The following is a 22361-nucleotide window of genomic DNA, read 5'->3' as shown; positions in this document are numbered from 1 at the left end:
ATCCTCTCAAAATTTATTTTAATTTAACTGTCAACGTAGTTTTGGGGGTAATTCTTTGACCTACATTGATACCCTGACTTTCTACTTTTCCTTTACCGCTGGTATTTAATTTGATACCCAATTGATCACTAAGCGTTTGAACGTCTTTTTCGCTCCAACCTTTAAGACTAGGCATCTTTAATACTCCACTAGTTATCAAAATAACGTGATTATCTCCTGAACCAGCACCGATCGCCGTTGGACTTTGCTTAGTAACCGTGTCACCATCACCAATCACGATTGGCTCCAGATGACTTTTACTAAGTTGCTCTTTAGCCACATCAGTCTTTTGACTAACGACATCTGGAACTTGCGCATCATCAGCTGTATTTTGGGTTAATGCCCGCTGCATAACTGGATTGAAGATTTGCGCCATCAATTGGGTAGCGGTCTTTCCACCATTTAAAGTGGGTTGTTTCATACTTACGTACATAATGTATCTTGGGTTTGAAGAAGGTACCATTCCAGCAACCGAATACAAGTAACTATCGTCACCATTCTCATAACCGCCAGATCCATTACTTACCTGAGCAGTACCAGTCTTTGCAGCTACTCGATATCCAGGAATCTTGTAATCTTGACCGATCCCATATGGCTTATAAACAACATCTTCCATATGCTTTCGAACAGCTTTAGCAGTTGAGGGTTTAATGGGATGTCCCAACGTTTCTTCCTTATAATTCTTAACCACCTTATTGTGATCATTGGTTATATCATCAACAAACCTTGGCTTGATCATTTTGCCGTTATTAGCAACTGAAGTCATAGCTTGTACCATCTGCAAGGCAGTTACTTGAATACCTTGACCAAAGGCAGTATTAGCCTGTTCAATTGGTAACTTAAATTGCATATTCCCCGAATCATCATCACCAAAAACTGAATTAGTATTCTTCAGAAACTGGAATCGATTAATGTAATCTTTCCAAGTATTTGGCCCCATCTGTTGTTCCAAATGTGCCATGGCAACGTTACTAGACAAGGCAAATCCCTTATTATAAGTGATCATTCCCCATCCTGTTGGTAGCCAATCTGGCACAATCTTACCATCAATATCATATTTACCTGATAGATAGCGCTCATTTCCATGGAAATTACCACTATCAATTGAAGCGGCTAGCGTAAAAATCTTCATGGTTGAACCTGGCTCAAAAGCATCTTGGGTTAATGTATTCCGCCAAATTCCACCTAATCCCTTGCCAGTTGTAGCATTGAAAGTTGGTCGTTGAGCAGCGGCTAAAACTTTCCCAGTCTTAGCATCAATCAGCATGGCATTCATACTCTTTGGATGAACCTGTGATTGTACCTCACTCATCTGGTTTTCAAGTAGAAATTCTAATCGAGAATCAATTGTGGTATGAACACTATTCCCGTTAACCACTGGTCGTTCTTTTTTATTATCATCAGGTACTTCGTAACCATAATTATCATGTCTTACTTCTTCATACCCATTTTTCCCACTCAGAACTTTATTAAATGACTTTTCAAGGCCCATTTGTCCCACTAAGTTTGTTTCCTTAGTCTTGTTATTGGTAACTGGAGAAGCCAACCCAACAATGTGAGATGCAAAGACCCCATTTGGATATAATCGACTCTGTTGTTGAACAAATTTGATGCCGGGCAAATGATGAGAAACAATTTTTTGTTTATCAACTAAAGAAATGTTTTTTCCCGGATTTCCAAATTCAACCTGAAAGGCTTGTTTCTTTGGTTTAAGGGTCTTAAGGGCCTCTTTGTAACTAATCGGCAAGTTTTCAGAAAGGATCCGAGCGGTTTTTTCAGGATTAGTCACGTAATCTGGTTTATCATCTTTAGTCTTTTGCGACTTGTTTAAAATAGCATAAATCGAGTAAGTACTGGTATCCTCAGCCAACGCTTGGTTATTGTTATCATAGATGGTTCCACGTTTAGACTTAATCACGTTAGTTTGGGCATACAAACTCTTTGTTTGCTGCGCCAAATTAACGTGATTCGCACTTTTGAAAATTGCTTTTTTAAAAAAAAAGCCGAAAATCAACAGGAAAACTACAATTACTAAAATCCGAAAATACATCCCAAATTTTTTTCGATTAGCAATCGCATTTTTCCGATTTTTTATCTGCTCTTGTTTTTTATTCATTTTGTGACGTTCCTTATTTGATCATTTGAAAGTTTTAATCCCGATCCTTTAGCAACCTTATCTAAACGTGAACTACTTTGAAGTTCATCAATCTGTTGCTTAAGTCCGATATTGGTATTATGTATTCTTGTTGATCGACTCTCAGTATCTTGCAACGTTTGCTCGGCCCCTGAAAGTGAAATTCTTGTCCAAACCAATGCGACCGACATTAAGAATATCATCGCACATCCAACTACTAAAATTGTAATTTCCAGCTTAGGACTGAACTTATGTTCTCTTTGGGGAGTAGTAACACGCTTTGAATTGATCTGATTTCTTCGATATGTTTCATACGCGTTTCCATTTGAATATTCTTTTTTTGCTAGACCATTTTGTGCCAAAGTTCCCACCTCCTATTTAATTTTCTCAATGATTCTGAGTTTGGCACTGTGCGATCGATGATTTTGACTAAGTTCATCAGCACTGGGTAAAATTGGTTTTCTTTGGACCATTTTAAACTTTGGTTGAATTGAATCCGGTATGACCGGTAAATCATGGGGTAAATCTTGAATGGTGGTTTTTTCTTTAAAAATCCCCTTTACCAAACGATCTTCAAGCGATTGAAACGTGATTACACTAATCCGACCATGAACATTTAACATGTCCAACGCCTGCTCAAGTGAATCTTCTAAAGCGCCTAACTCATCATTAACGGCAATTCGTACGGCTTGAAAAACGCGCTTAGCTGGGTTACCACCATGTCTTCGTGCTGGAGCTGGAATGGCATCCTTAATGATTTCAGCTAACTGACTTGTAGTATCAATTGGATGATCAGCTCTATTTTTTTCAATACTACGAGCAATTTGCTTAGAAAATTTTTCCTCACCATAACGATAAAAAATTTTCACTAACTTTTCATACGACCAGTGATTAATAACTTCCCAAGCATCTAGATCATTTCTTTGATCCATCCGCATATCAAGACGAGCATCCTTTTGATAACTAAAGCCCCGCTTGGCATCATCCAATTGTGGTGAAGAAACTCCTAAATCATAGACAACCCCATCAATTCCAACGACATCATAACGTTTCAAGTCACGTTTAAAATTTCTAAAATTATCATGAATAAAAGTGATTTCATTATCTTTTAAGAACTTTTCTAAATGGGTTTGATTATAATCAATAGCAACTTGATCTTGATCAAAAGCGTATAAATGACCCTTTTTTAGTTCCGACAAGATCTTAGAACTATGGCCTCCACCTCCAAGAGTACAATCAACATAGATTCCATTGGGCTTAACATCCAGACCACGAATAGCCTCATTTAATAAAACCGTTTGATGTTTAAACGTAGACATTAATATTCACCTCAAGTTAGACATCAAGTAAATTTTCAGCAATATCGCTGAACTCACTTGCAGCCTCATCCGTATAATTATCCCACTTAGAAGCATCCCAAATTTCAAACCTAGTCGATACTCCAGCCAAAACACAGTTTTTAGTCAGGTTGGCATACTTACAAAGCGCAGTCGGGATATTGACTCGGCCTTGCTTATCAATATCACATTCAGTGGCCGCAGAAAAGAAAAAACGTGAAAACATTCGCGCATCTTTTTTGTTAAAGGGTAGTTCATTAATCTTATCTTGAACTTTTTGCCACTCACTCTCGGTATACCCAAAAAGACAGCCATCTAAACCACGAGTAATGACAAATTTATCTCCTAATAAGTCTCTAAATTTAGCGGGAATGATGAGACGTCCCTTGGCATCGATGTTATGTCGATATTCGCCCATGAACATAATTCATCATTCCTTTCTCCCCTAAATATAAATTTAGTTTACCACAATAAACCACTTCCTACCACTTTGCCTCCATAAAAATCCACAAAAAATAAAAGCACTCCGGAAAATAAATCCCAAGAATGCTTTTATATCAGTGTATTATAATAATTTTTACAATCAAAGAAAATATAAAAATAGTTATCCAATAAATGTCACTTATTCGCCAAAAATTAACTAAAAATTGTTTTGGCAACAACTGTCCTTCATCGATCACTCGGTAAAACAAAAAGATAATCCCAATTATCATCCAAGCCAAAATGAATAATGGCAAAAACGAAAATCCATGACTCGTCATAGTAATGACGTGAACTAACCAAATTCCAATGATTGGAAATGAATCAAGAACACTCAGCCGTTGAAACATCCGATTTTTAGTAATGCGCTTAAAAAAAATAATAATAAAACCAATAATAATAAAAAGTAATAAAGGCTTAATTAATGACTCCACTAATAAATGGAGATTAGATATATAATTGACCATTTTTAACCTCGTAAATTAGGTATAATAAGTGATTTGCAATATTTTTAGTTCAAAGTTAGAATTGTGACAGTATGAATATTGAAAGTGGTGGATACTTTGAATAAATGGAAAGATAAAACAACGTTTCAAAAGATCTTAATGATCTTTGTTTGGTTAATGATTATTGCAACCATTTTATCAGTGGTTGCTGGATCAGCAGCTGCTTTCTTTGGTGGCATGTAAATTAATAATATCGTTTTAGGGCATTCTGAAGCAAATTCAGAGTGTCTTTTTATTTTTCATCATCAGAAGAAGGCTTCTTATAGACGTCTCTAGGTTTACTTCCATGCTGTGGTCCAATATACCCACGTTGTTCCATATCATCAACAATCCGAGCTGCCCGATTATAACCAATTCGAAACTGACGTTGAATCATCGACGTACTGGCTTTTTGTTCTTTTACAACAAATTTCAGAGCATCATCAAATAGATCATCCTCATCATCGTCTTTTTCTTCTTCTTTAATTTCATCATCAGTAACCATCATTGAGTCATCATATTCTGGCTCAGCTTGTTTCTTGACAAAATCAATCACGTTTTCAACATCACTATCAGAAATAAAGGAACCTTGGACACGCGCTGGAATGTTTTGATCGATCGGGAGATACAACATATCACCCCTCCCAAGCAGTTTTTCAGCTCCATTCGTATCTAAAATTGTTCTTGAATCAACTCCACTTGATACCGCAAAAGCGATTCTTGATGGGACATTAGCCTTAATCAATCCGGTAATAACATCAACTGACGGACGTTGAGTTGCCAAAATCATATGAACCCCAGCTGCTCTTCCCATCTGAGCTAGTCTAATGATGGCACTCTCCACTTCATTTGAGACCGTCATCATTAAATCAGCTAGTTCATCAACAACCACTACAATGTATGGGAGAGTTGGAAGAGCTGTACCTTCAATCCGATTCTTTTCTTGAATATACTTATTATATCCACTAATTTTACGTTGACCTGTCTGGGCAAACATCTCATAACGATGTTCCATTTCATCAACCACTTTATGAAGAGCGCGAGCGGCTTTCTTAGGATCTGAAACCACTGGGCTTAAAAGATGAGGAATCCCATTATAAACACCCAACTCAACTTTCTTAGGGTCAATTAACATAAATTTAACCTGGTCGGGAGTAGCTTTTAAAAGAATACTAGTGAGAATTGAATTAATTGCAACCGACTTACCACTTCCGGTTGATCCCGCAATTAACAAATGAGGCATCTTGGTAATATCGCAAGAAACAACGTCACCGTTAACGTTTTTACCCAAAGGAACATTTAGAATGCCATGGTTGTTACCAGTCTGATTTTCAAATACATCCCGAAATGAAACGGTCGAAATTGCTTTATTAGGGACTTCGATCCCAATTAAAGATTTACCTGGAATTGGTGCTTCAATCCTGATGTCTTTTGCTGCTAATGCAAGTGCAATATCATCACTCAAATTGACAATTTTAGAAACTTTTACACCAATTGCTGGATGCAACTCATATTCGGTAACCGATGGTCCTAAGCTTACATTTTTTACCTCAGCATCAACTCCGAAACTCTTTAGAGTCTTTTGTAGAATTTTCGTATTTTTATCGATCGCATTATATTCAGCAGTCTGATCTTGCTCTGGCACTTTAGTAAGGAGATTAGTTGAAGGAAGTTGATAGTGGTTACCAGAAGAATTATTTTCAAAAGTTGGTAAACTCGTTTTGGTTTCATTATCAAAATGATTCCGTTTAGGCTTCTTGCTTGCAACCGTTATGTGAGGAGTATTCTCATCTTGTTTAACACCAACACGTTCCGTTGGCTTATTGACTGGAGCAGTTGGTGAATTAACGGATGCTTGAGACTTCGAACTGTTCTTCTCATTTTCTTTTTGATGTCCTAGATAATCTTGAAACTGATTTGTCTTTGCTGATTGCTGCTTTTGTAATTTTCGATTATTTCGTCGCTTTTGATTATTCAGGTGCGCCCGATTAAATGACGCAATAATCGCAGTAAACCACTTAGATGACCAAGTCAAAAAGCCTTTGATCCACTTAATAACTGGTAGTTTAAAGAAGATGATCGCTCCAACGACCATTAAACTGTAAGCAAGGATCAAAGTCCCAACTAACGAGATAAGGGTATCGAAAAAAGATAATAATGAGGCGCCAATCATCCCACCCCCAACGTTACTAGTAGAGACACCGTTAGTAATATCAGAAAGTAACGCATTGAAGGTCGTGGACACAAAGTTAACATGGGAATTTAAAGAATTCGAAAAGGTAATGGATAAGTTTAAAATCCAACCAATAAATGCTATCAAAAAACCCAAAATATAATGGTAATCGATTCGAGGAATCTTAATTCCTAGAAGCAACAAGCTGCCAAAAACACCTAAAAAAATTGCCAAAACCTGGTAGGCGTTCCCAACCACTAACCGAAATACATTAGCAAACAGGGTCCCCGCCATTCCTAAGCTGAAAAATCCTAAAACGGCTATCAATAGAAAAATCAAACCAATAATATTTAATTTCTTTTCACCGCAAAAGTTTTTTAATTTGGTCCACACAGAATTTCTTTTTTTTCTTGGACGACGTTTTCTCGTTATGTTACGCTTTGTAGTTTTACGTTTTGTTTTTCGTTGAGCCAACTAAGGCACCCCTTCGCATTATTTTAATTTATCGTGCTCATAAGTATGAGTCACTTCAAGTCCAGCAAATTTCTGTTGCCTTAAAGCCTCATATATTACAATCGCACAAGTGTTCGATAAATTCAATGCTCGAATATGAGAATCATCTTGAGGAATTCTAATAGCTTGTTTGGAATACTGACGTTCAAAGTTTTCGGGCAATCCCGTCGTTTCTTTTCCAAACAAAAAATAATAATCCACGTTATCATCACTATAATTAGGATTTGTATACACCTTTTTCCCAAACTTTGAAACCAAAAACAACCTTTGCTTGTCTGGAATGGTTTTTAAAAATTCAGGAAGATTTTCGTGATAATTGATCTTAACCTTATCCCAGTAATCTAATCCAGCTCTCTTTAAGTGTTTATCATCAACCGAAAAACCCAACGGTTTAATTAAATCAAGAACGGTATCAGTTCCCGCACATGTTCTTGCAATATTGCCAGTATTAGCTGGCATTAATGGTTCAAATAATGCAATATGATTAGTCATTTACATCCTCCAATAATTCGTTCAATAACTTTCTTTTTCAATTATATCACGCGTCTAATTCCATTTAAGCGCAAAATCGATGTCAATTCAGATCTATAATAGTTATAATTGTTGCAGGAGGTAGTTTTATATGACAATCGTTGAACCACTTGTATCAAAATTTAGAGAGGTATCTGCTGAACTTGAAAGTTCTCAATTAAAAATTGCAATTAATCAGGAAATGATGACCCCCAGTCGTGGATTTATCGCAGAAGCATGTAAATATGCTCACGAAAAAAAGCGAAGCATCGACGTCTTAATTTCATCAAATAATAATACTAGTACCTTTAATGATTCTGAGATAAAAATCATGGAAGATGATCTTTTCCAATGCCAAGAGTTAGGTGTTGATGGTGTCATTATTGGTGCTTTAAATGACCAAAATAAAGTCGACTTAGAGGCCATGGAAATTTTGATGGCGGCAGCAGGCGGCATGCAACTGTATTTTTCACCTGCATTTGATCAAATAATTGAAAAAAATTGGACTGATACTCTGAACTGGATTGATAACAATAACTTTGCTGGAGTAGTTGCATCAACCAGAATAGAAAGTTTATCTGCAAAAATAAAAAATTATCAGAATCTTCAGTTAGTTCCACTCGTAGAGTCCAAAGATGAATTGGATAAGGTCCAAAAGATTGCTGATCCCAATATTATAATTAACAAAAAATAGCTTCAGCTATAAAAATAATCCCGTACCGCTAAAAACTAGCGTTACGGGATTATTTGTTTTTCTCCAATCAATGAACTTTTTTAATGCTCAAAATGACGTGGTCCTCTGAACTTGTGCCATAGAAAAGCCCCAACTCCAGCAACTACCACCACAATAATTCCTCCAACTACCCAGGGAGTAATGCTCCCATCTTTTTTCTCGTGCTTAGCATCATTTTTGTCATGATCTTTTTTTGCCTTTTTATTTTTCTGATTCTTCTTATCAGATTGATTCTTTTTATCCTTGGCATTCTTATCAGCATTGGGTTTTTGGGAATTATCTTTGGCCTTTGATTGATCCTTGGCTTTTTCATTTGTCTGATTATTATTAGTAGCATTCTTCTGGGTGCCAGTAGCTGAACTATCACTAGTCCCGTTATTATTTTTATTCTTACCATTAGTCTGACTACCATTATTACCATTGGAACTCACACCAGCATTAGCACGGTTAGGTTGTTTATTATTTGCCGTACTGTTACCAGTTGATGAATAAATAATCGTCATTTCCATAATATCTGTTGAACTATCACTACCACCAAATGTCATTTGGGGGCCATTACTATTATTTTGTCCATTTTGAATACTAGAATACTTGTATCCAGGAATGTTAGGAATCGACGCAATATAGGTACTACCAGTTGCTCCCATGGCGGTGGTTGCAGGACGAATTACTTGACCATTTTGATCAACGTAGTGAACTACAATCTCCCCTTGACCACTATTACCCTGTGCAAATTGAGTAGTTTGCGCATTAACATGTCCCACATTAGGCACAAACACTCCCATGGTGACCACTGCAAAACTAATTAAAATTAGTGAGGTTACTTTCTTTAAGTTCATAATCCATACTCCATTTCATTTATTTGAAAATGTTTAAGGGTGTTCCTAAAAATTATTTTCACCTAATTAATTTTAGTTCAAGTCGGCAACGTAACGATATGCACCTGAAGCTGCTCGGTATCTTAACCAAGTGTATCCATTAGCAATTACTTTGCCATCATAAACAACGCTTTCTCCAGCATCATATTGTCCCACAATTTGTGAACTGGTATTTGGTGAAGTTCTAATGTTAGTAGCATGTCTGAAGGTAAATCGGCCAGAAGTGGGAGTAACGTCTGATTGGTTGTTACCAGAAACAGAACCATTTCCTAATTCAGCAACATAACGGTAGGCACCTGATCCACCACGATATCTTAACCATGTGTATCCATTAGCAATTACTTTGCCATCGTACACTACTCGTTCACCGGCATTATATTGGCCTACAACCTGTGAATTAGTACTTGGTGAAGTTCTAATATTAGTAGTTTGACCAAATGTATAAGTACCTGAAGTTTCAGTGACATTTGGTTGGTTATTTGGAGTTGAAGTATTGTTATCTAGTTTAGCAACGTAACGGTAGGCACCTGAAGCTGCCTTATATCTTAACCATGTGTATCCACCGGCATTAACAGTACCATCATAAACAACTCGCTCACCGGCATCGTACTGTCCCACAACTTGTGAACTAGTACTTGGAGCAGTTCTAATGTTGGTAGTTTGATTAAAGGTATACATCCCTGATTCTTGCTTAACGTTTGCATCTGGGTTAGGTGCGGGAGTAGAAGTATTGCTTAGTTTAGCAACGTAACGGTAAGCACCTGATCCACCACGATATCTTAACCACGTGTATCCATCAGCTTGGACAGTCCCGTCATAAACAACTCGTTCACCAGCATCATATTGACCTACAATCTGAGAACTAGTACTTGGAGCAGTTCTAATGTTAGTAGTTTGACCAAAAGTATAGGTTCCAGAAGCTGGTGTGACATTTGACTCTGGCTTTGAGGCTGGTACGTCGCTTACCTTAGCAACATACAAATCATCACCAGAATATGATTTGTATCTTAACCATGTATATCCATCAGCATCAACAGTACCATTGTAAATGACACTCTCTCCAGCCTTATATTGTCCTACAACTGGAGCACTTAGGCTTGGTGAGGTTCTAATATTGGTGGTTTGACTGAAGGTATAAGTACCAGAAGCTGGCTTAACATCAGGAGCTGGTAGTGGATTACCTTCATCTTGAAAGGCGATTTGATCGATGCTAGTTAAATTATAGTTACGGACACAGTTAATAAGTGTCTGAGCATAACTAGGATCAGTCGCATATCCATCATTTTGTAAAGCATAGGCTACACTCACGTAATCTCTTACGCCAAGTAAGTTGCTGTAACGTGGGTTGTCTCTTAAGAAAGCACCATGGTCTTCAATGCTTGCAGCCCAGCTTGGGTATAATCTAAAGGCTGCTTGAACAGTAACCCAGTGTCCATTGATGTATTCTTGAGTTGGAAAGTAGATTGATTGACCGTTATAAGAACCTTTGATTCCAAATAAATTGTTACCCTTAACGGCTAATCCAGATCTCCCCCAACCACTTTCAATGATGGCCTGAGCGATTGAAATTGATGGTAAAACACCATATTTCTTCCATCCAGCAATTGCACCAGGAGTCACCTTATTGATAAAGTCCTGAGTATAACTGGCAAAATTAGTGTTATTTGAAACATTAAAATTAGTATATTGTGATGGGCGTTGCACGTTTTGATTTACGTTGTTTTCAACGCTTGAATCATAATAACCAGGACCAATCTGCTTATCTGGAGTGGCAACGTCAGCCTTTAAGTTAACGTTTTGATTTTGATCTGCATTCTGTTGATGCTCATTATTATTTTCAGAAACTTTGTTCTCGTTTTCAGCATTATCAGCTGCCTTGAGAGCAACTTCAGAATTCTGTGCTGATTGTTGACTGGCATCAGCTTTTGTTACTTGCTGTTGATCACTAGTCTCTGAAACTTTTGGTGATTGTTGCTGTTCATTAGAGTCATTCTGATCCTTGACACTATTAGTCTCAGTCGATTTTGAAACAGCATTACTATCATTTAATGAGTTAGTTTGAGCTGACTGATCAGTCTTAGTTGGTTGTTGATTATCAGTAGTAACTTCATTTTCGTTCTGAGATTGTTTAGAATCACTTGATTGTAATGTTGGTGTATGTACATTTGTTTCAGAAGAATTCTTAACTTCTGTATTTGTCTCACCATTTACTGATCCTGCTTGTTGTAACTGTGTGGCAGTCTTATTAGTGTTTTCCACTTGGGTTGAACCACTATCGTTTTGGGTTTGATTAGTGTTTGCAACTGTTGGTTGTTCTTGAACAATTTCCTTCTTTGGTTGAACATTTGAAGCCGGTTCACTTTCAGAAACTGGGACAGTACTTACCTTATCAGCATTTACTGAACTATTTAAGTTAAACGTGAACAATGCCGCACTGGCAAAGACCGTACCCATAGCTACTTTCATCCAGCCCTTTTTGGTTTTCACCAATTTGTTACGGCGTTTAGTTTCTCCAGTACTAAGAGCCACTTGGTTGTGCTTCTTAATGAGCTTCTTCATCAATTATCTCTCCTTTTAAAAACTGTAATATCATAATTAAGTATAACATCTAACGATCAAAAATTAATAAAAATATAAACAATATTAATAGTAATTATTCTAAAGTGAAATCTTAAAAATGTCTACCCCAATTTACTTAATTATTTATTTTGGCTCATCTTTAACTCATGAAAAAATATAATTCTAGGACACCAGTGTCCTAGAATTATACGTTTTAGCTAACCAAATATTATAAAAACCAATAAATCTTAATTCAATAACTCTTTAAAATCACTGGGAATTTGGGATTCGACTTTGATGTCTTTTTTTTCAAACGGATCAAAAAAAATTGTTTGATAACAATGTAATTTTTGCCGTTTATTGCTGTGTTCGTGAGGATTATATAGCCAGTCTCCCACAAGCGGATAGCCAATTCTTGCAAAATGAACCCGGATTTGATGTGTTCGCCCCGTATGCAACCTAATTTTGACCAATGACATTCCATTATTAACCTTTAATGTCCAAAATTCAGTTCGACAATATTTGCCGTCATTTCTGACTTCTCGTTCGATAAATGATCCTGGTTTTCTACCAATTGGGAGCACAATCTGCCCGTGCTTGATGTTAAGTTCACCTAACACAACGGCAACATAATATTTTTTTACCTGTCGGTCTTTCAGTTGCTTATCAAGTACCGAATGAGCTAAATGATTCTTAGCAAAAATAACCGGACCACTCGTATCACGATCAAGACGATTAACGATGTGAACCTTCTTACTTGGATAATCATTACGAACATAATAACCTAAAACACGATTTAAAATTGTGTCATTAGGATAAATATGTGAAGGAACTGAAGCAACTCCGACCGGCTTATCAATTACCAAAAAATTATCATTTTCAAATAAAATCTTAATCGGTAAATTTGAAACCTGCAAAAAATCATTTTGTTCTTCAGGTGGCAAAATAACCTTAACTCGATCACCACGTGATAATTCAAAACTAGTATAAACATCCCTACTATTCACCATCAAGTGACCACCATGATAACGAATACTTTTAAGTAGCGATCTGGTAACCCCATTTTTCATCACAAACGTTCTGACTTTCATGGGTTTATATTCATCATAAATCCAATCAAAGCTAATCATCGTCAAGGGTTTCCCCAATGAATGAATTACTTACCCGCTGCCAAAAATGAGTGTGACGATATTTGGCAAAATAAATTCTTCGTTTGGAAATTTTGAATTTAATGGACTTAATTGGACGATCTTTAATTAATAACTGGTCGTATGTTAGAACGTTATGGAGCGATACTTCCGGCACAATCGTAATGGATTCAGTTGGTGGAATAATGATCGGTGAACCAATCGTTCGAAAAACCCGGTTATTAATTGAAGCCATCTCAGCCACTTGAATTGAATTGAACTTAGGCGAAATAATTGCTCCCCCTACTGATTTATTGTATGCGGTGGATCCAGTGGGAGTTGAAATACATAATCCATCGCCACGAAAGTTTTCAAAAAGTTCTCCCTTGATGAAGACTTTGGCCACCATCGTTCCAAACAATTTTTTAAACGTCGCTTCATTAAGGGCAATCATATAATCTGGCTGTCCCCCATCAGCATAATCTACTTCGATATCTAATAAGGGATAGCTAACACTTTGACCATTATCATGCTTCAAACTTTCAACCAACTGGGTCACTTCAGTATCACGCCAGTCAGTATAAAATCCCAAATGACCCGTGTGAATTCCAACGAACCTAATTTTGTCAGTCAAATCATCGTAATGATGAAAAGCAGAAAGTAACGTACCGTCTCCACCAACGGAAATTACAATTTCAGGATTAAGTTCATCAATTTCTAAATCTTTTGCATTTTCAATCTCTTTTGATAATTCCGACGCAATTCGACTCGAGGTCTCACCATCGTTACTATAAATTGCAATTTTCATTTTTGGTCCCTCGATTCGTGTTTATCGTTTTGATCCTTAAGATCTCGATCTAACTCTTGTTTAATCTCTAACATTTCTTCATCCAACTTATAAGCGGTTTCCGATGCCCCCTGTAACCTCTTATGAACTTCAGGAGGAAAAACATCAGGATGCTTATAATTTAAAGAATGTTCAATGGTAGCCCAAAAGTTCATTGCTAAAGTTCTAATTTGAATTTCAGCCAGAATATCCCTTTGCCCATCGACTAACTGCAAGGGATAACTAAATACAATGTGGTATGAACGGTAGCCACTGGCTTTCTCATTATTAACGTAATCCCGTTCTTCTAAAATATTAATGTCATTTCGTTTTCTAAGAATGTCTACTACCGTGTAAATATCATCAAGAAATTCACACATAATGCGCAACCCACAAATATCTTCCATGTCTTCAGACAAACGTGATTCTTCAATGTGACGTCGCTGCATCTTTTCCTTGATACTATCGATTGGCTTAATTCTACTAGTAACAAACTCAATTGGTGAGCGTTCACCACGTTCTAAGTACTCTGAGCGAATCCCACGTAATTTTAATTTTAATTCATTTGAAGCTTCTTGATATGGAAATAAAAAGTCATCCCAATTCTTCACCATAAAACAACAATCTCCAGTCTGTCATATTGTTCCAGAAACATAATACCACACTTAATTATCATCCCAGTATAATAAGAGTACTAAAACAAATTTATTGAATTTTTATAAAAAAATGATAATCTAGTAAGTGCGTCGTTATAGAAGAGAAAGATAACAAACTAGGAAAGGAAAAAGTTATGATTGAACTATATTTATTTGTAGACCCAACTTGCAGTGATTGTGCTGAATCTGAACAAACTATTGATCGTTTATCAAAGCAATTACCCTGTAAGACATCATTTCGAATCATTCCGATCATGAACCTTAGCGTTATATCTGGTAATAAGGAAGCTCACTCACAACTTCTTCCATATAAACTAATCCTTGATTATAAAGCAGCACTATTTCAAGGAGCAAAAAAGGGTCGAACCTTTTTATTTGCACTACAGCACGACATTCTAAAAAGAAACATGACTTACTGCGATAGCTTAGTTTACGACATTGCCCAAAAAGCTAATCTAGACTTGGAAATGTTTAAAGAAGACCGTCGTTCAAAATTAACTGAGAGCACCTTTCAATCTGATCAACAAATGATTTCAGAAATGAATATCTCAAATCATGGTAATCTAGTAATATTCGACTGTGATTCTTCAGACAACGGTTTACTAATTGATAAAGTTGACTACCAAGAGTTATTTGATATTTGTAATCACATAATTCAAAAGGAATCACGAGAACTTGATGGTAAAATTAAACAAACAAATAATCTAAGGGTTCTCTAGAATAAAAAAAGTGGTCTCGCACCTAATAGTGCGAGACCACTTTTTTATTACTAAAGCCAACCAAACTGGCTCTTTTCAGTATCTAGCTTATTAATTTCTTTCATTTCATCGGGTGTTAACTCAAAATTGAAAATATCCAAATTACTCTTAATCCGATCTGGTTTAGTGGATCGTGGTAAAACAATAATTCCATTTTGAATTAAGAAGCGAAGGCCCACCTGACCAATGGTCTTATCGTGAGCTTGAGCAATCTTTCCCAACGTTTCATTGGTAAAGAATCCATTACGACCTCGTGCAAATGGTGACCAAGCTTCCAGTCGCAAATCATCTTTTTTAGCAACTGGCAAAAAGTCTTTTTGTTGACGAAATACGTTAGTCTCAACTTGATCGACAACTGGTTTAATGGTTGCACTCTTCAAAATGGTACTGAGATCATCACCATAAAAGTTGGACAAACCGATGCTCTTTAGTTTACCAGCCTTAACGGCATCTTCCATTGCTCTGTAAGTTTCCGCTAAATCACCTGCAGGCCAATGATACAACATTAAATCAATGTAGTCAGTTTGTAATTTTTCTAATGCTTCATCAATCATTTTAGTTGCTTCATCGTAAGATTCTGGGCTTTCAATCTTAGTGGTTAGAAAAATATCATCACGGTTAACATCACTGTTCTTGATTGCATTTCCAACTTCACGTTCGTTGCCGTAATCACGCGCAGTATCGATCCCAGGATAACCATCCTTTAATGCTTGATCGACACTCTTTTCCGTCTCTCTAGCTGGAATTTCATAGGTTCCAAAAAAAATCTTGGGAATCTTAATCCCATTATTTAAAGTAAATGTTTCATCTCTAGCTGTCATGCAAACACCCCTCCTCAATTAATTACAAGTACAGCATATTCCTCTCACATAATATTTCAAACATTGTGCTCACAGTAGTTTTAAAGCATTTTTTCCAGTTCATCTAAGCGTCTTTCAAACTTATCAAAGGCTTGATTTAAATAATCCGGTTTAGTCATATCAACTCCAGCTGCTTTCATAATAGTAATAGGATCCTTACTACTTCCTGATTTTAAATAGTTCAGATACGAATCAATCTTTTTAGGATCTCCACTCATAACTCGATCCGCTAATGCGGAAGCAGCCGCAAAACCAGTTGCGTATTGATAAACGTAGAAATCATAGTAAAAATGAGGAATTCTGGACCATTCAAGTCGAATCTCAGGATCAGAAACAACGTCTTTTCCATAATATTCTTGGTTCAAATTAAAGTAATATTTGTTCATAAAGTCCGCAGTTAACGACTTTCCTTCTTGTTCTGATTGATGGATAAACCCTTCAAATTCAGCAAACTGAGTTTGCCGAAAAATCGTTCCCTTTACCCCATCTAAATAAGAATTAAGGACGTATTTGCGGACTTCTGGATCAGAATTATTTTTAAGTAAGTAATCAGTCAAGATATTTTCGTTAGTAGTTGACGCAATTTCGGCCACGAAGATTGAATAATCGCCGTACTGGTATGGTTGGTTATGAGAAGTATAGTAACTGTGCATACTATGTCCTGTCTCGTGCACCAAAGTGTATAAATTATCAAGATTATCTTGCCAATTAAGCAAAACAAATGGATTCGTATCATACATCCCAGATGAGTATGCTCCTGTACGTTTCCCTTTATTTTCAACTACATCAATCCAGCGGTTATTAAATTCTTCTTTAACATGTTTAACGTAGTCAGGACCGTAAACACTTAGTGCTTTTAAAGCTTCATCCTTGGCTCGACCAAAGGAATACTTAAGACTTGGTTTTCCACTTAATGGCACGTACATATCATACATGTGTAATTCAGAAACATTTAAAGCTTTTTTTCTAAGCGCAACGTACCGATGAAATAACGGTAGGTGTTCATGAACACTTTTTACTAAGGTTGTATAGACAGTTTCAGGAATCTCATTTTCACTCATTGCCATTTGTCTTGCTGAATCATATTTTCTCGTCTGTGCTTCAAAGTTATGAACAGATACCTCTGCTGACAAAGTTGAAGCAAGCGTGTTCTGAAATTGATCAAAGGTGGAATAAAAAGCCCTAAAAGCATTTTTTCTCACTTCTGGCTTTTGCGACTCTAGAAGTAAACTATAAATACCGTTAGAAAGTCGTACTTTTTTACCCGACCCATCATCCACCTGAGGAAATTTAAGGTCAGAACTATCTAAGATTCCAAATGTCTTTTCGGGTGCCTCAAAAATTGTTGAAGCCCTAGCCATCAACTTTTCTTGGTCCTCAGGTAAAACATGATCCTGATTAACTAAAATCTTATCAAAAAATCTTCGATATTCTTCCAACTTTGGATTTTCCCTAATAAACTGTTCGATGCTTTCAGACCCTAAGGAAATGATTTCGGGTTCAAACCAAGACTGTGCCTGACCAACTTTGCTTCCTAATTTATTAACCCGGTCCATGTCACTTTGAAGGTTATTATTAGTAGTATCAACATCACTAGCTGACTGAGCATAAACATATAATTTTTCATATTTTCGATTCAAGTCCAATACTTGCCTAATTACACTTAAAAGCGATTCACTATTTAAGCCAAGTTGCCCTTTTAATTGACTAACTCTTCCAACTAAATCATTAACTTCACTATATGCTCGTTCAAACTCCGCATGATCCTTATACACAGTAGTCAAATCCCAAGTTAATTCTTTTGGAACCTCGTTTCGATTTGGCAAATCATTTATCTTTGACATTTTACAATCTCCATTTCATGAACGTTTCTTAATCATGCTTATCTTAGCATAAACATCTCTATACCATGTAAATTCTTCAACTCGTTCAATCTTTCCATCATCAATCACCAACAGCTTATTATGAATCAAACAAGCCACAAATCTTTGGATATAAGCCTTCCTTACATTTTCAACACTGGTTAGAAAAACAAATTGATCATTTGGATCAGCAAAATGGCTTTCTTGATATACTTTATCCATAAATTGAAAAATACTTTTACCAACCCACTTTTTTAGTTCACAGATGAAAATTATTTCCCAAGTCAACCACTGGTGACCAAAAACTGGAGGCAACATCCGATAATGATGACAAATAAGTGGACATCCAGTCACCGTCTTTCCATTTAGGTAACAGTATTCCTGTAATGCCATCATCCCCTGATCACGATAGCGAACTTTCTTCTCAATTTGTTTACATACTTTGATTAAATTGGGCTGCTTTAATTTATCAGATTGCTTTTTGTTAAAAAATTCAAACATTGAATACCAGCATTTAAATGACTTCTCTCGGTAACGATAGACCCCATCAACTTGATGAATTTGGTAGCGGATAAAATATCGTGATCTAAAAGAATTCATATAAACAAGATAGTACCCCGTGTTTTTATGATATCTAATGAATTGAAGTACCGAAGGACTCGAAACCTTCTTTTTATAATATTTCATTCCCAAGATCCAAGAAGATTCCAGACCAATTGAATGGTAACCAGCTACCCGCTTACTCAACTGTTGAAAGCTAATAGGACTGCATTGATACTCAATTGCCATATTACTCAAAAGAATATCCGCTCGTTGTTTTAAAGCTGGTAAATATACCTCTACATCAGCATCACATGGTAACGAGTTTAATATGATGTCTTTGCCAAGTGTATGCGCATAAGATTCACCGGCTCCCGTTTTACACTTCGAATTTGCTTGATGAGCAAAATGTGGAATTTTATTAATACCTTTTTTCAAAACCACCAATTCACCACAATCACAGCAATAATATTTATGATTCCTTTTGGCATCTCGTGCCATAATTAGCTTTCCATTTTCTAAAGCCATTAACATAAAAAAGACCCTTCGCAATATACGAAAAAAGATTCGCTAAATGCGAATCTTTTTACTTAAAATAATATGCAATTGTTTCAAGTGCATCACCAACCGTAATTTGCTTACCATACTTCTTTAATTTATCTTCAGTCAGTGGTGCAATTTTCCCATACTCATAAACAATTCCCATTTCATCATTAATCATATGATTAAGGTCATCAAGATTAGAATTACCCTCACTATCGTATTGACCATTCAAATAGTATCTAAACATAATAATATACGAATTTTGATATTGATACAAATCAGTTTTTAATTCTACTGAATGGCGGGGAGTAACTTCTTTCCATTTATTGGCAAGACCAATTAAATCATCAAATGAATTGAATTTGATTGGAATTAGTCGTTTACCAGTCTTTTTATCAAAGATATCATACATCTTGCGAATATCATTAACGTTTTTTCTGGTTCGTTGCTTCCTATTTTCATTTAATGGAGGTAACATCCCACCATTATCACCAATTTGATTTGAAATATTCTTATCTTTACTAATAAATAACTCTAATCCATCTTGGCTAGGAAGAATTTGAAACAAAACCGTATCTGTATCCGTAAAGTCTTTTTCAACGTCAGCTTCATCAAGAATGCTATAGAAAAATTGTTCACATTTTTCTCGATTTCCTAAAAGATCAAGCATCCCAATTCCATGCTTTTTTAAGTCTTCTTTGTTAATCAGTACACGGATTGTATCTTTGTTAACACGATGGAATTTCATAAAATGAATCGCCTCCTAAATCCTAATTGCCTTTCTTATTTTAGGCAATTCAACATTAACCTTTTTACCAGCGGCTTGTTGTGCTTGCTGTAACAATTTTACGTGACTACCACTTTGAGGGAGATGACTTATTAACAGGTTCTTACTATCTGACAATCGAGCTAAGTGACCCGACTGTTTAGAAGTCATATGCCACAATTCACCATCCACATCCTCAAAGAAATTCGTATCTGATATTAACATATCAGAGTTCTGAACAAAATTAATCAGACCATCAAAATAACGTGTATCAGCTGTGTAACTCAATACTTTTCCAGATGATCGCTCAACAATCTTCATTGCAAAGGCTGGCACGGGATGGATTGTCTTTAAAAATGTGACTGTAAATGGTCCTACTTCAAGTTCACTATCGACACTAAAGGGTTCTTTTTCAGTCGAATTGGGCCAATCTAACTGGTTGTAATGAATCTGATCAGCTGTGTTTCCGTAAATTGGCAAAACATCGGTGTCATAACGTTTATCATGTAACTGCCAATAGTACTGTAACACCCCAACATCTGCGATGTGATCTGCATGATAATGTGACAAGATAACTGCATTTAATTTTAGTGGTTCTAAGACCTTCTCTAATGAGAGCATTATTCCGCTCCCACAGTCAACTAACAAATTAAAGTTACCGCTAGTAACTAAATATCCACTAGTACCAATTCCATCATAAGGATAACCACCATAATCACCTAAAACCGTAAGTTTCATTTTTATCCCCCATTTCCAAAAATTAGGACATTTTCCTTTTAACTCATTAGGATTTATTCTAAACTAATTATGAAGCAATTTACATCAAAAGGAAGTTAATAATATGATAAGACAAATTTCTGTAACATTTGGCACGAAGAATGTATTAGTGCACATAATGAAAAGTAATCCTGAAAGGGATTTAGCACTATTCTCTACCAACAATAATGATTCAGGCCTCCAGCTCCTGGATTACAGTGGAAAGGAATCAATTTTCAAAAGTCCCATCACTTATGACGTCCTTTCACACGTTGGCGAAGACAACTGGAGTTATTTCATTAATTATGTAGAACTTTCACCATCAGATGACCAACGTAAAGTTTTAGATGCAAACATGAACACCTTCATGAGCAGTCCTGAATTACCAAGCGGAATGTTTTCGGGGTATTATATGTCAGATTCAAAGGATCATACTAAGCGTATTATTCTCACTTTATGGCGTGGAGCATACGCATACAATGATTGGGCTAATCGTCCTGAAAGTATTGTTTCTAAATTTAAAAACGATCCTAACATTGATTACCGCTCAGCCAGTTATCAACGGGTTGCACCGACAAACAATTAATAGATATAAAAAAAGAGATGAATCAATTCATCTCTTTTTTTATATGATAATGATACGGTTCGTACGAGACTCGAACTCGTGATCTCCTGCGTGACAGGCAGGCGTCCTGAACCAACTAGACCAACGAACCAAAATTGCGGGAGCTGGATTTGAACCAACGACCTCCGGGTTATGAGCCCGACGAGCTACCAGACTGCTCTATCCCGCGATAATTATATAGTAAAAATAATGATGACCCGTACGGGATTCGAACCCATGTTACTGCCGTGAAAGGGCAGTGTCTTAAACCACTTGACCAACGGGTCATAATAAACGGAGAAGGAGAGATTCGAACTCTCGCGCCGCTTGCGCGACCTACACCCTTAGCAGGGGCGCCTCTTCAGCCACTTGAGTACTTCTCCAATGGGTCTAGGTGGACTCGAACCATCGACCTCACGCTTATCAGGCGTGCGCTCTAAACCGACTGAGCTATAGACCCAAATAAAACAAATAAAAGCGGGTGACGAGAATCGGACTCGCGACAGTAGCTTGGAAGGCTACGGTTTTACCACTAAACTACACCCGCATAAAAAATATTAAATTAAGTGGCGCGGGACAGAATCGAACTGCCGACACACGGAGCTTCAATCCGTTGCTCTACCAACTGAGCTACCGAGCCATTTAAGCGGTTCGTACGAGACTCGAACTCGTGATCTCCTGCGTGACAGGCAGGCGTCCTGAACCAACTAGACCAACGAACCAAAATTGCGGGAGCTGGATTTGAACCAACGACCTCCGGGTTATGAGCCCGACGAGCTACCAGACTGCTCTATCCCGCGATAATATAAAGGAGGATGAGAGATTCGAACTCTCGCGCGATTTGACTCGCCTGACGGTTTTCAAGACCGTTCCCTTCAGCCAGACTTGGGTAATCCTCCAAAAACAACAAAGTAATTGTAACATATAAGTCAATAAACCTCAACGCCCACCAAACAGCGTTCGGATGGACCTTGTAGGACTCGAACCTACGACCGGACGGTTATGAGCCGTCTGCTCTAACCAACTGAGCTAAAGGTCCAAGACCTAATCGCGGCAGAGGGGATCGAACCCCCGACCTCCCGGGTATGAACCGGACGCTCTAGCCAGCTGAGCTACACCGCGATTTAAGATACATAAAAGTATCTAATCGGGAAGACAGGATTCGAACCTGCGACCCCCTGGTCCCAAACCAGGTGCTCTACCAAGCTGAGCTACTTCCCGA

The 22361-nt window shown here is 37.0% G+C and carries 21 protein-coding genes and 13 tRNA genes; 4 read left to right on the top strand and 30 right to left on the bottom strand.

What is annotated here, in order from left to right:
- Positions 1-13: 13 nt before the first annotated feature.
- The 5 genes from AC6UDB_RS02155 to AC6UDB_RS02135 form a co-directional block, all read right to left on the bottom strand.
- On the bottom strand, positions 14-2155 hold the full coding sequence (locus tag AC6UDB_RS02155; protein WP_500709048.1) for a penicillin-binding transpeptidase domain-containing protein: 2142 nt from the start codon (positions 2153-2155) through the stop codon (positions 14-16).
- Positions 2152-2535: a cell division protein FtsL gene (locus tag AC6UDB_RS02150; protein WP_500709046.1), complete on the bottom strand. Its 384-nt coding sequence runs from the start codon at positions 2533-2535 to the stop codon at positions 2152-2154. The genes AC6UDB_RS02155 and AC6UDB_RS02150 overlap by 4 nt, the downstream gene beginning before the upstream one ends.
- Positions 2536-2547: 12 nt before the next feature.
- Positions 2548-3492: a 16S rRNA (cytosine(1402)-N(4))-methyltransferase RsmH gene (gene rsmH, locus AC6UDB_RS02145; protein ID WP_500709045.1), complete on the bottom strand. Its 945-nt coding sequence runs from the start codon at positions 3490-3492 to the stop codon at positions 2548-2550.
- Positions 3493-3508: 16 nt separating this feature from the next.
- On the bottom strand, positions 3509-3934 hold the full coding sequence (gene mraZ / locus AC6UDB_RS02140; protein WP_500709044.1) for a division/cell wall cluster transcriptional repressor MraZ: 426 nt from the start codon (positions 3932-3934) through the stop codon (positions 3509-3511).
- Positions 3935-4067: 133 nt separating this feature from the next.
- Positions 4068-4457, bottom strand: coding sequence for a DUF3397 family protein (locus AC6UDB_RS02135; protein WP_500709043.1), 390 nt, complete (start codon positions 4455-4457; stop codon positions 4068-4070).
- Positions 4458-4553: 96 nt separating this feature from the next.
- Here AC6UDB_RS02135 and AC6UDB_RS02130 point away from each other — a divergent pair, with 96 nt between their 5' ends.
- Positions 4554-4679: a DUF4044 domain-containing protein gene (locus tag AC6UDB_RS02130; protein ID WP_500693939.1), complete on the top strand. Its 126-nt coding sequence runs from the start codon at positions 4554-4556 to the stop codon at positions 4677-4679.
- Positions 4680-4728: 49 nt separating this feature from the next.
- On the opposite strand, the gene AC6UDB_RS02125 is transcribed toward AC6UDB_RS02130, so the two are convergent.
- The gene (locus tag AC6UDB_RS02125) at positions 4729-7122 is read right to left on the bottom strand and encodes an FtsK/SpoIIIE family DNA translocase (RefSeq protein ID WP_500709042.1); all 2394 of its coding nucleotides are present in this window, start codon (positions 7120-7122) and stop codon (positions 4729-4731) included.
- A gap of 18 nt (positions 7123-7140) precedes the next feature.
- Entirely contained in the window at positions 7141-7653 is a 513-nt protein-coding gene (locus AC6UDB_RS02120; protein WP_500709041.1) for a tRNA (cytidine(34)-2'-O)-methyltransferase, read from the bottom strand.
- A 130-nt stretch (positions 7654-7783) separates the two neighbouring features.
- Here AC6UDB_RS02120 and AC6UDB_RS02115 point away from each other — a divergent pair, with 130 nt between their 5' ends.
- Positions 7784-8365, top strand: a complete 582-nt coding sequence (locus AC6UDB_RS02115) for a copper homeostasis protein CutC (RefSeq protein WP_500709039.1) — start codon at positions 7784-7786, stop codon at positions 8363-8365.
- 80 nt (positions 8366-8445) lie between these two features.
- Here AC6UDB_RS02115 and AC6UDB_RS02110 read toward each other — a convergent pair whose 3' ends face one another.
- The 5 genes from AC6UDB_RS02110 to AC6UDB_RS02090 form a co-directional block, all read right to left on the bottom strand.
- Complete coding sequence (locus AC6UDB_RS02110; protein WP_500709038.1) at positions 8446-9243, bottom strand: MucBP domain-containing protein; 798 nt, start codon at positions 9241-9243, stop codon at positions 8446-8448.
- Between the two features lie 72 nt (positions 9244-9315).
- Positions 9316-11841, bottom strand: a complete 2526-nt coding sequence (locus AC6UDB_RS02105; RefSeq protein ID WP_500709037.1) for an SH3 domain-containing protein — start codon at positions 11839-11841, stop codon at positions 9316-9318.
- A gap of 248 nt (positions 11842-12089) precedes the next feature.
- Entirely contained in the window at positions 12090-12971 is an 882-nt protein-coding gene (locus tag AC6UDB_RS02100; RefSeq protein WP_500709036.1) for an RluA family pseudouridine synthase, read from the bottom strand.
- Positions 12964-13776, bottom strand: coding sequence for an NAD kinase (locus AC6UDB_RS02095; RefSeq protein ID WP_500693946.1), 813 nt, complete (start codon positions 13774-13776; stop codon positions 12964-12966). The genes AC6UDB_RS02100 and AC6UDB_RS02095 overlap by 8 nt, the downstream gene beginning before the upstream one ends.
- Entirely contained in the window at positions 13773-14408 is a 636-nt protein-coding gene (locus AC6UDB_RS02090; protein ID WP_500693947.1) for a GTP pyrophosphokinase, read from the bottom strand. Before AC6UDB_RS02090 ends, AC6UDB_RS02095 begins: the two co-directional genes overlap by 4 nt.
- A 176-nt stretch (positions 14409-14584) precedes the next feature.
- On the opposite strand from AC6UDB_RS02090, the gene AC6UDB_RS02085 reads away from it, so the two are divergent.
- Positions 14585-15169, top strand: a complete 585-nt coding sequence (locus AC6UDB_RS02085; RefSeq protein ID WP_500693948.1) for a DsbA family protein — start codon at positions 14585-14587, stop codon at positions 15167-15169.
- Positions 15170-15219: 50 nt separating this feature from the next.
- On the opposite strand, the gene AC6UDB_RS02080 is transcribed toward AC6UDB_RS02085, so the two are convergent.
- From AC6UDB_RS02080 to AC6UDB_RS02060, 5 genes are all read right to left on the bottom strand, one after another.
- Positions 15220-16029 carry an aldo/keto reductase gene (locus AC6UDB_RS02080; protein WP_500709035.1) on the bottom strand — a complete coding sequence of 270 codons (810 nt, stop codon included), beginning with the start codon at positions 16027-16029 and terminating at the stop codon, positions 15220-15222.
- An 80-nt stretch (positions 16030-16109) separates the two neighbouring features.
- Positions 16110-17912, bottom strand: coding sequence for an oligoendopeptidase F (gene pepF, locus AC6UDB_RS02075; protein ID WP_500709034.1), 1803 nt, complete (start codon positions 17910-17912; stop codon positions 16110-16112).
- A gap of 15 nt (positions 17913-17927) precedes the next feature.
- Complete coding sequence (locus AC6UDB_RS02070; RefSeq protein ID WP_500709033.1) at positions 17928-18998, bottom strand: competence protein CoiA; 1071 nt, start codon at positions 18996-18998, stop codon at positions 17928-17930.
- 58 nt (positions 18999-19056) lie between these two features.
- Complete coding sequence (locus AC6UDB_RS02065) at positions 19057-19761, bottom strand: adaptor protein MecA (protein ID WP_500707029.1); 705 nt, start codon at positions 19759-19761, stop codon at positions 19057-19059.
- Between the two features lie 15 nt (positions 19762-19776).
- Entirely contained in the window at positions 19777-20517 is a 741-nt protein-coding gene (locus AC6UDB_RS02060; protein WP_500709032.1) for an MBL fold metallo-hydrolase, read from the bottom strand.
- 103 nt (positions 20518-20620) lie between these two features.
- On the opposite strand from AC6UDB_RS02060, the gene AC6UDB_RS02055 reads away from it, so the two are divergent.
- Entirely contained in the window at positions 20621-21121 is a 501-nt protein-coding gene (locus AC6UDB_RS02055) for a hypothetical protein (protein ID WP_500693954.1), read from the top strand.
- 55 nt (positions 21122-21176) lie between these two features.
- On the opposite strand, the gene AC6UDB_RS02050 is transcribed toward AC6UDB_RS02055, so the two are convergent.
- From AC6UDB_RS02050 to AC6UDB_RS01990, 13 genes are all read right to left on the bottom strand, one after another.
- Positions 21177-21251 (bottom strand) — tRNA-Asp (locus tag AC6UDB_RS02050).
- 4 nt (positions 21252-21255) lie between these two features.
- Positions 21256-21329, bottom strand: a tRNA-Met gene (locus AC6UDB_RS02045).
- A gap of 24 nt (positions 21330-21353) precedes the next feature.
- Positions 21354-21426, bottom strand: a tRNA-Glu gene (locus AC6UDB_RS02040).
- 8 nt (positions 21427-21434) lie between these two features.
- A tRNA-Ser gene (locus AC6UDB_RS02035) sits at positions 21435-21522 on the bottom strand.
- 2 nt (positions 21523-21524) lie between these two features.
- Positions 21525-21599: transfer RNA gene (locus AC6UDB_RS02030), tRNA-Ile, on the bottom strand.
- 16 nt (positions 21600-21615) lie between these two features.
- Positions 21616-21686 (bottom strand) — tRNA-Gly (locus tag AC6UDB_RS02025).
- Between the two features lie 20 nt (positions 21687-21706).
- Positions 21707-21779: transfer RNA gene (locus tag AC6UDB_RS02020), tRNA-Phe, on the bottom strand.
- A gap of 7 nt (positions 21780-21786) precedes the next feature.
- Positions 21787-21861 (bottom strand) — tRNA-Asp (locus AC6UDB_RS02015).
- Positions 21862-21865: 4 nt separating this feature from the next.
- Positions 21866-21939 (bottom strand) — tRNA-Met (locus AC6UDB_RS02010).
- A 9-nt stretch (positions 21940-21948) separates the two neighbouring features.
- A tRNA-Ser gene (locus AC6UDB_RS02005) sits at positions 21949-22038 on the bottom strand.
- A 66-nt stretch (positions 22039-22104) separates the two neighbouring features.
- Positions 22105-22178 (bottom strand) — tRNA-Ile (locus AC6UDB_RS02000).
- 9 nt (positions 22179-22187) lie between these two features.
- Positions 22188-22261: transfer RNA gene (locus AC6UDB_RS01995), tRNA-Met, on the bottom strand.
- 25 nt (positions 22262-22286) lie between these two features.
- Positions 22287-22360 (bottom strand) — tRNA-Pro (locus AC6UDB_RS01990).
- Position 22361: the final 1 nt, after the last annotated feature.

The sequence above is a fragment of the Fructilactobacillus sp. X3R2C1 genome (assembly GCF_059901235.1).
Note: the sequence above shows the minus strand (reverse complement) of the source record. Positions and strands in the feature narration are given on the sequence as shown.

Excerpts from the sequence above, each read along its gene's own strand:
- AC6UDB_RS02155 (WP_500709048.1), bottom strand. The coding sequence starts at position 2,155 with ATGAATAAAAAACAAGAGCAGATAAAAAATCGGAAAAATGCGATTGCT.
- rsmH (WP_500709045.1), bottom strand. The coding sequence starts at position 3,492 with ATGTCTACGTTTAAACATCAAACGGTTTTATTAAATGAGGCTATTCGT.
- mraZ (WP_500709044.1), bottom strand. The coding sequence starts at position 3,934 with ATGTTCATGGGCGAATATCGACATAACATCGATGCCAAGGGACGTCTC.
- AC6UDB_RS02135 (WP_500709043.1), bottom strand. The coding sequence starts at position 4,457 with ATGGTCAATTATATATCTAATCTCCATTTATTAGTGGAGTCATTAATT.
- AC6UDB_RS02120 (WP_500709041.1), bottom strand. The coding sequence starts at position 7,653 with ATGACTAATCATATTGCATTATTTGAACCATTAATGCCAGCTAATACT.
- AC6UDB_RS02115 (WP_500709039.1), top strand. The coding sequence starts at position 7,784 with ATGACAATCGTTGAACCACTTGTATCAAAATTTAGAGAGGTATCTGCT.
- AC6UDB_RS02110 (WP_500709038.1), bottom strand. The coding sequence starts at position 9,243 with ATGAACTTAAAGAAAGTAACCTCACTAATTTTAATTAGTTTTGCAGTG.
- AC6UDB_RS02105 (WP_500709037.1), bottom strand. The coding sequence starts at position 11,841 with ATGAAGAAGCTCATTAAGAAGCACAACCAAGTGGCTCTTAGTACTGGA.
- AC6UDB_RS02100 (WP_500709036.1), bottom strand. The coding sequence starts at position 12,971 with ATGATTAGCTTTGATTGGATTTATGATGAATATAAACCCATGAAAGTC.
- AC6UDB_RS02095 (WP_500693946.1), bottom strand. The coding sequence starts at position 13,776 with ATGAAAATTGCAATTTATAGTAACGATGGTGAGACCTCGAGTCGAATT.
- AC6UDB_RS02090 (WP_500693947.1), bottom strand. The coding sequence starts at position 14,408 with ATGGTGAAGAATTGGGATGACTTTTTATTTCCATATCAAGAAGCTTCA.
- AC6UDB_RS02085 (WP_500693948.1), top strand. The coding sequence starts at position 14,585 with ATGATTGAACTATATTTATTTGTAGACCCAACTTGCAGTGATTGTGCT.
- AC6UDB_RS02080 (WP_500709035.1), bottom strand. The coding sequence starts at position 16,029 with ATGACAGCTAGAGATGAAACATTTACTTTAAATAATGGGATTAAGATT.
- pepF (WP_500709034.1), bottom strand. The coding sequence starts at position 17,912 with ATGTCAAAGATAAATGATTTGCCAAATCGAAACGAGGTTCCAAAAGAA.
- AC6UDB_RS02070 (WP_500709033.1), bottom strand. The coding sequence starts at position 18,998 with ATGGCTTTAGAAAATGGAAAGCTAATTATGGCACGAGATGCCAAAAGG.
- AC6UDB_RS02065 (WP_500707029.1), bottom strand. The coding sequence starts at position 19,761 with ATGAAATTCCATCGTGTTAACAAAGATACAATCCGTGTACTGATTAAC.
- AC6UDB_RS02060 (WP_500709032.1), bottom strand. The coding sequence starts at position 20,517 with ATGAAACTTACGGTTTTAGGTGATTATGGTGGTTATCCTTATGATGGA.
- AC6UDB_RS02055 (WP_500693954.1), top strand. The coding sequence starts at position 20,621 with ATGATAAGACAAATTTCTGTAACATTTGGCACGAAGAATGTATTAGTG.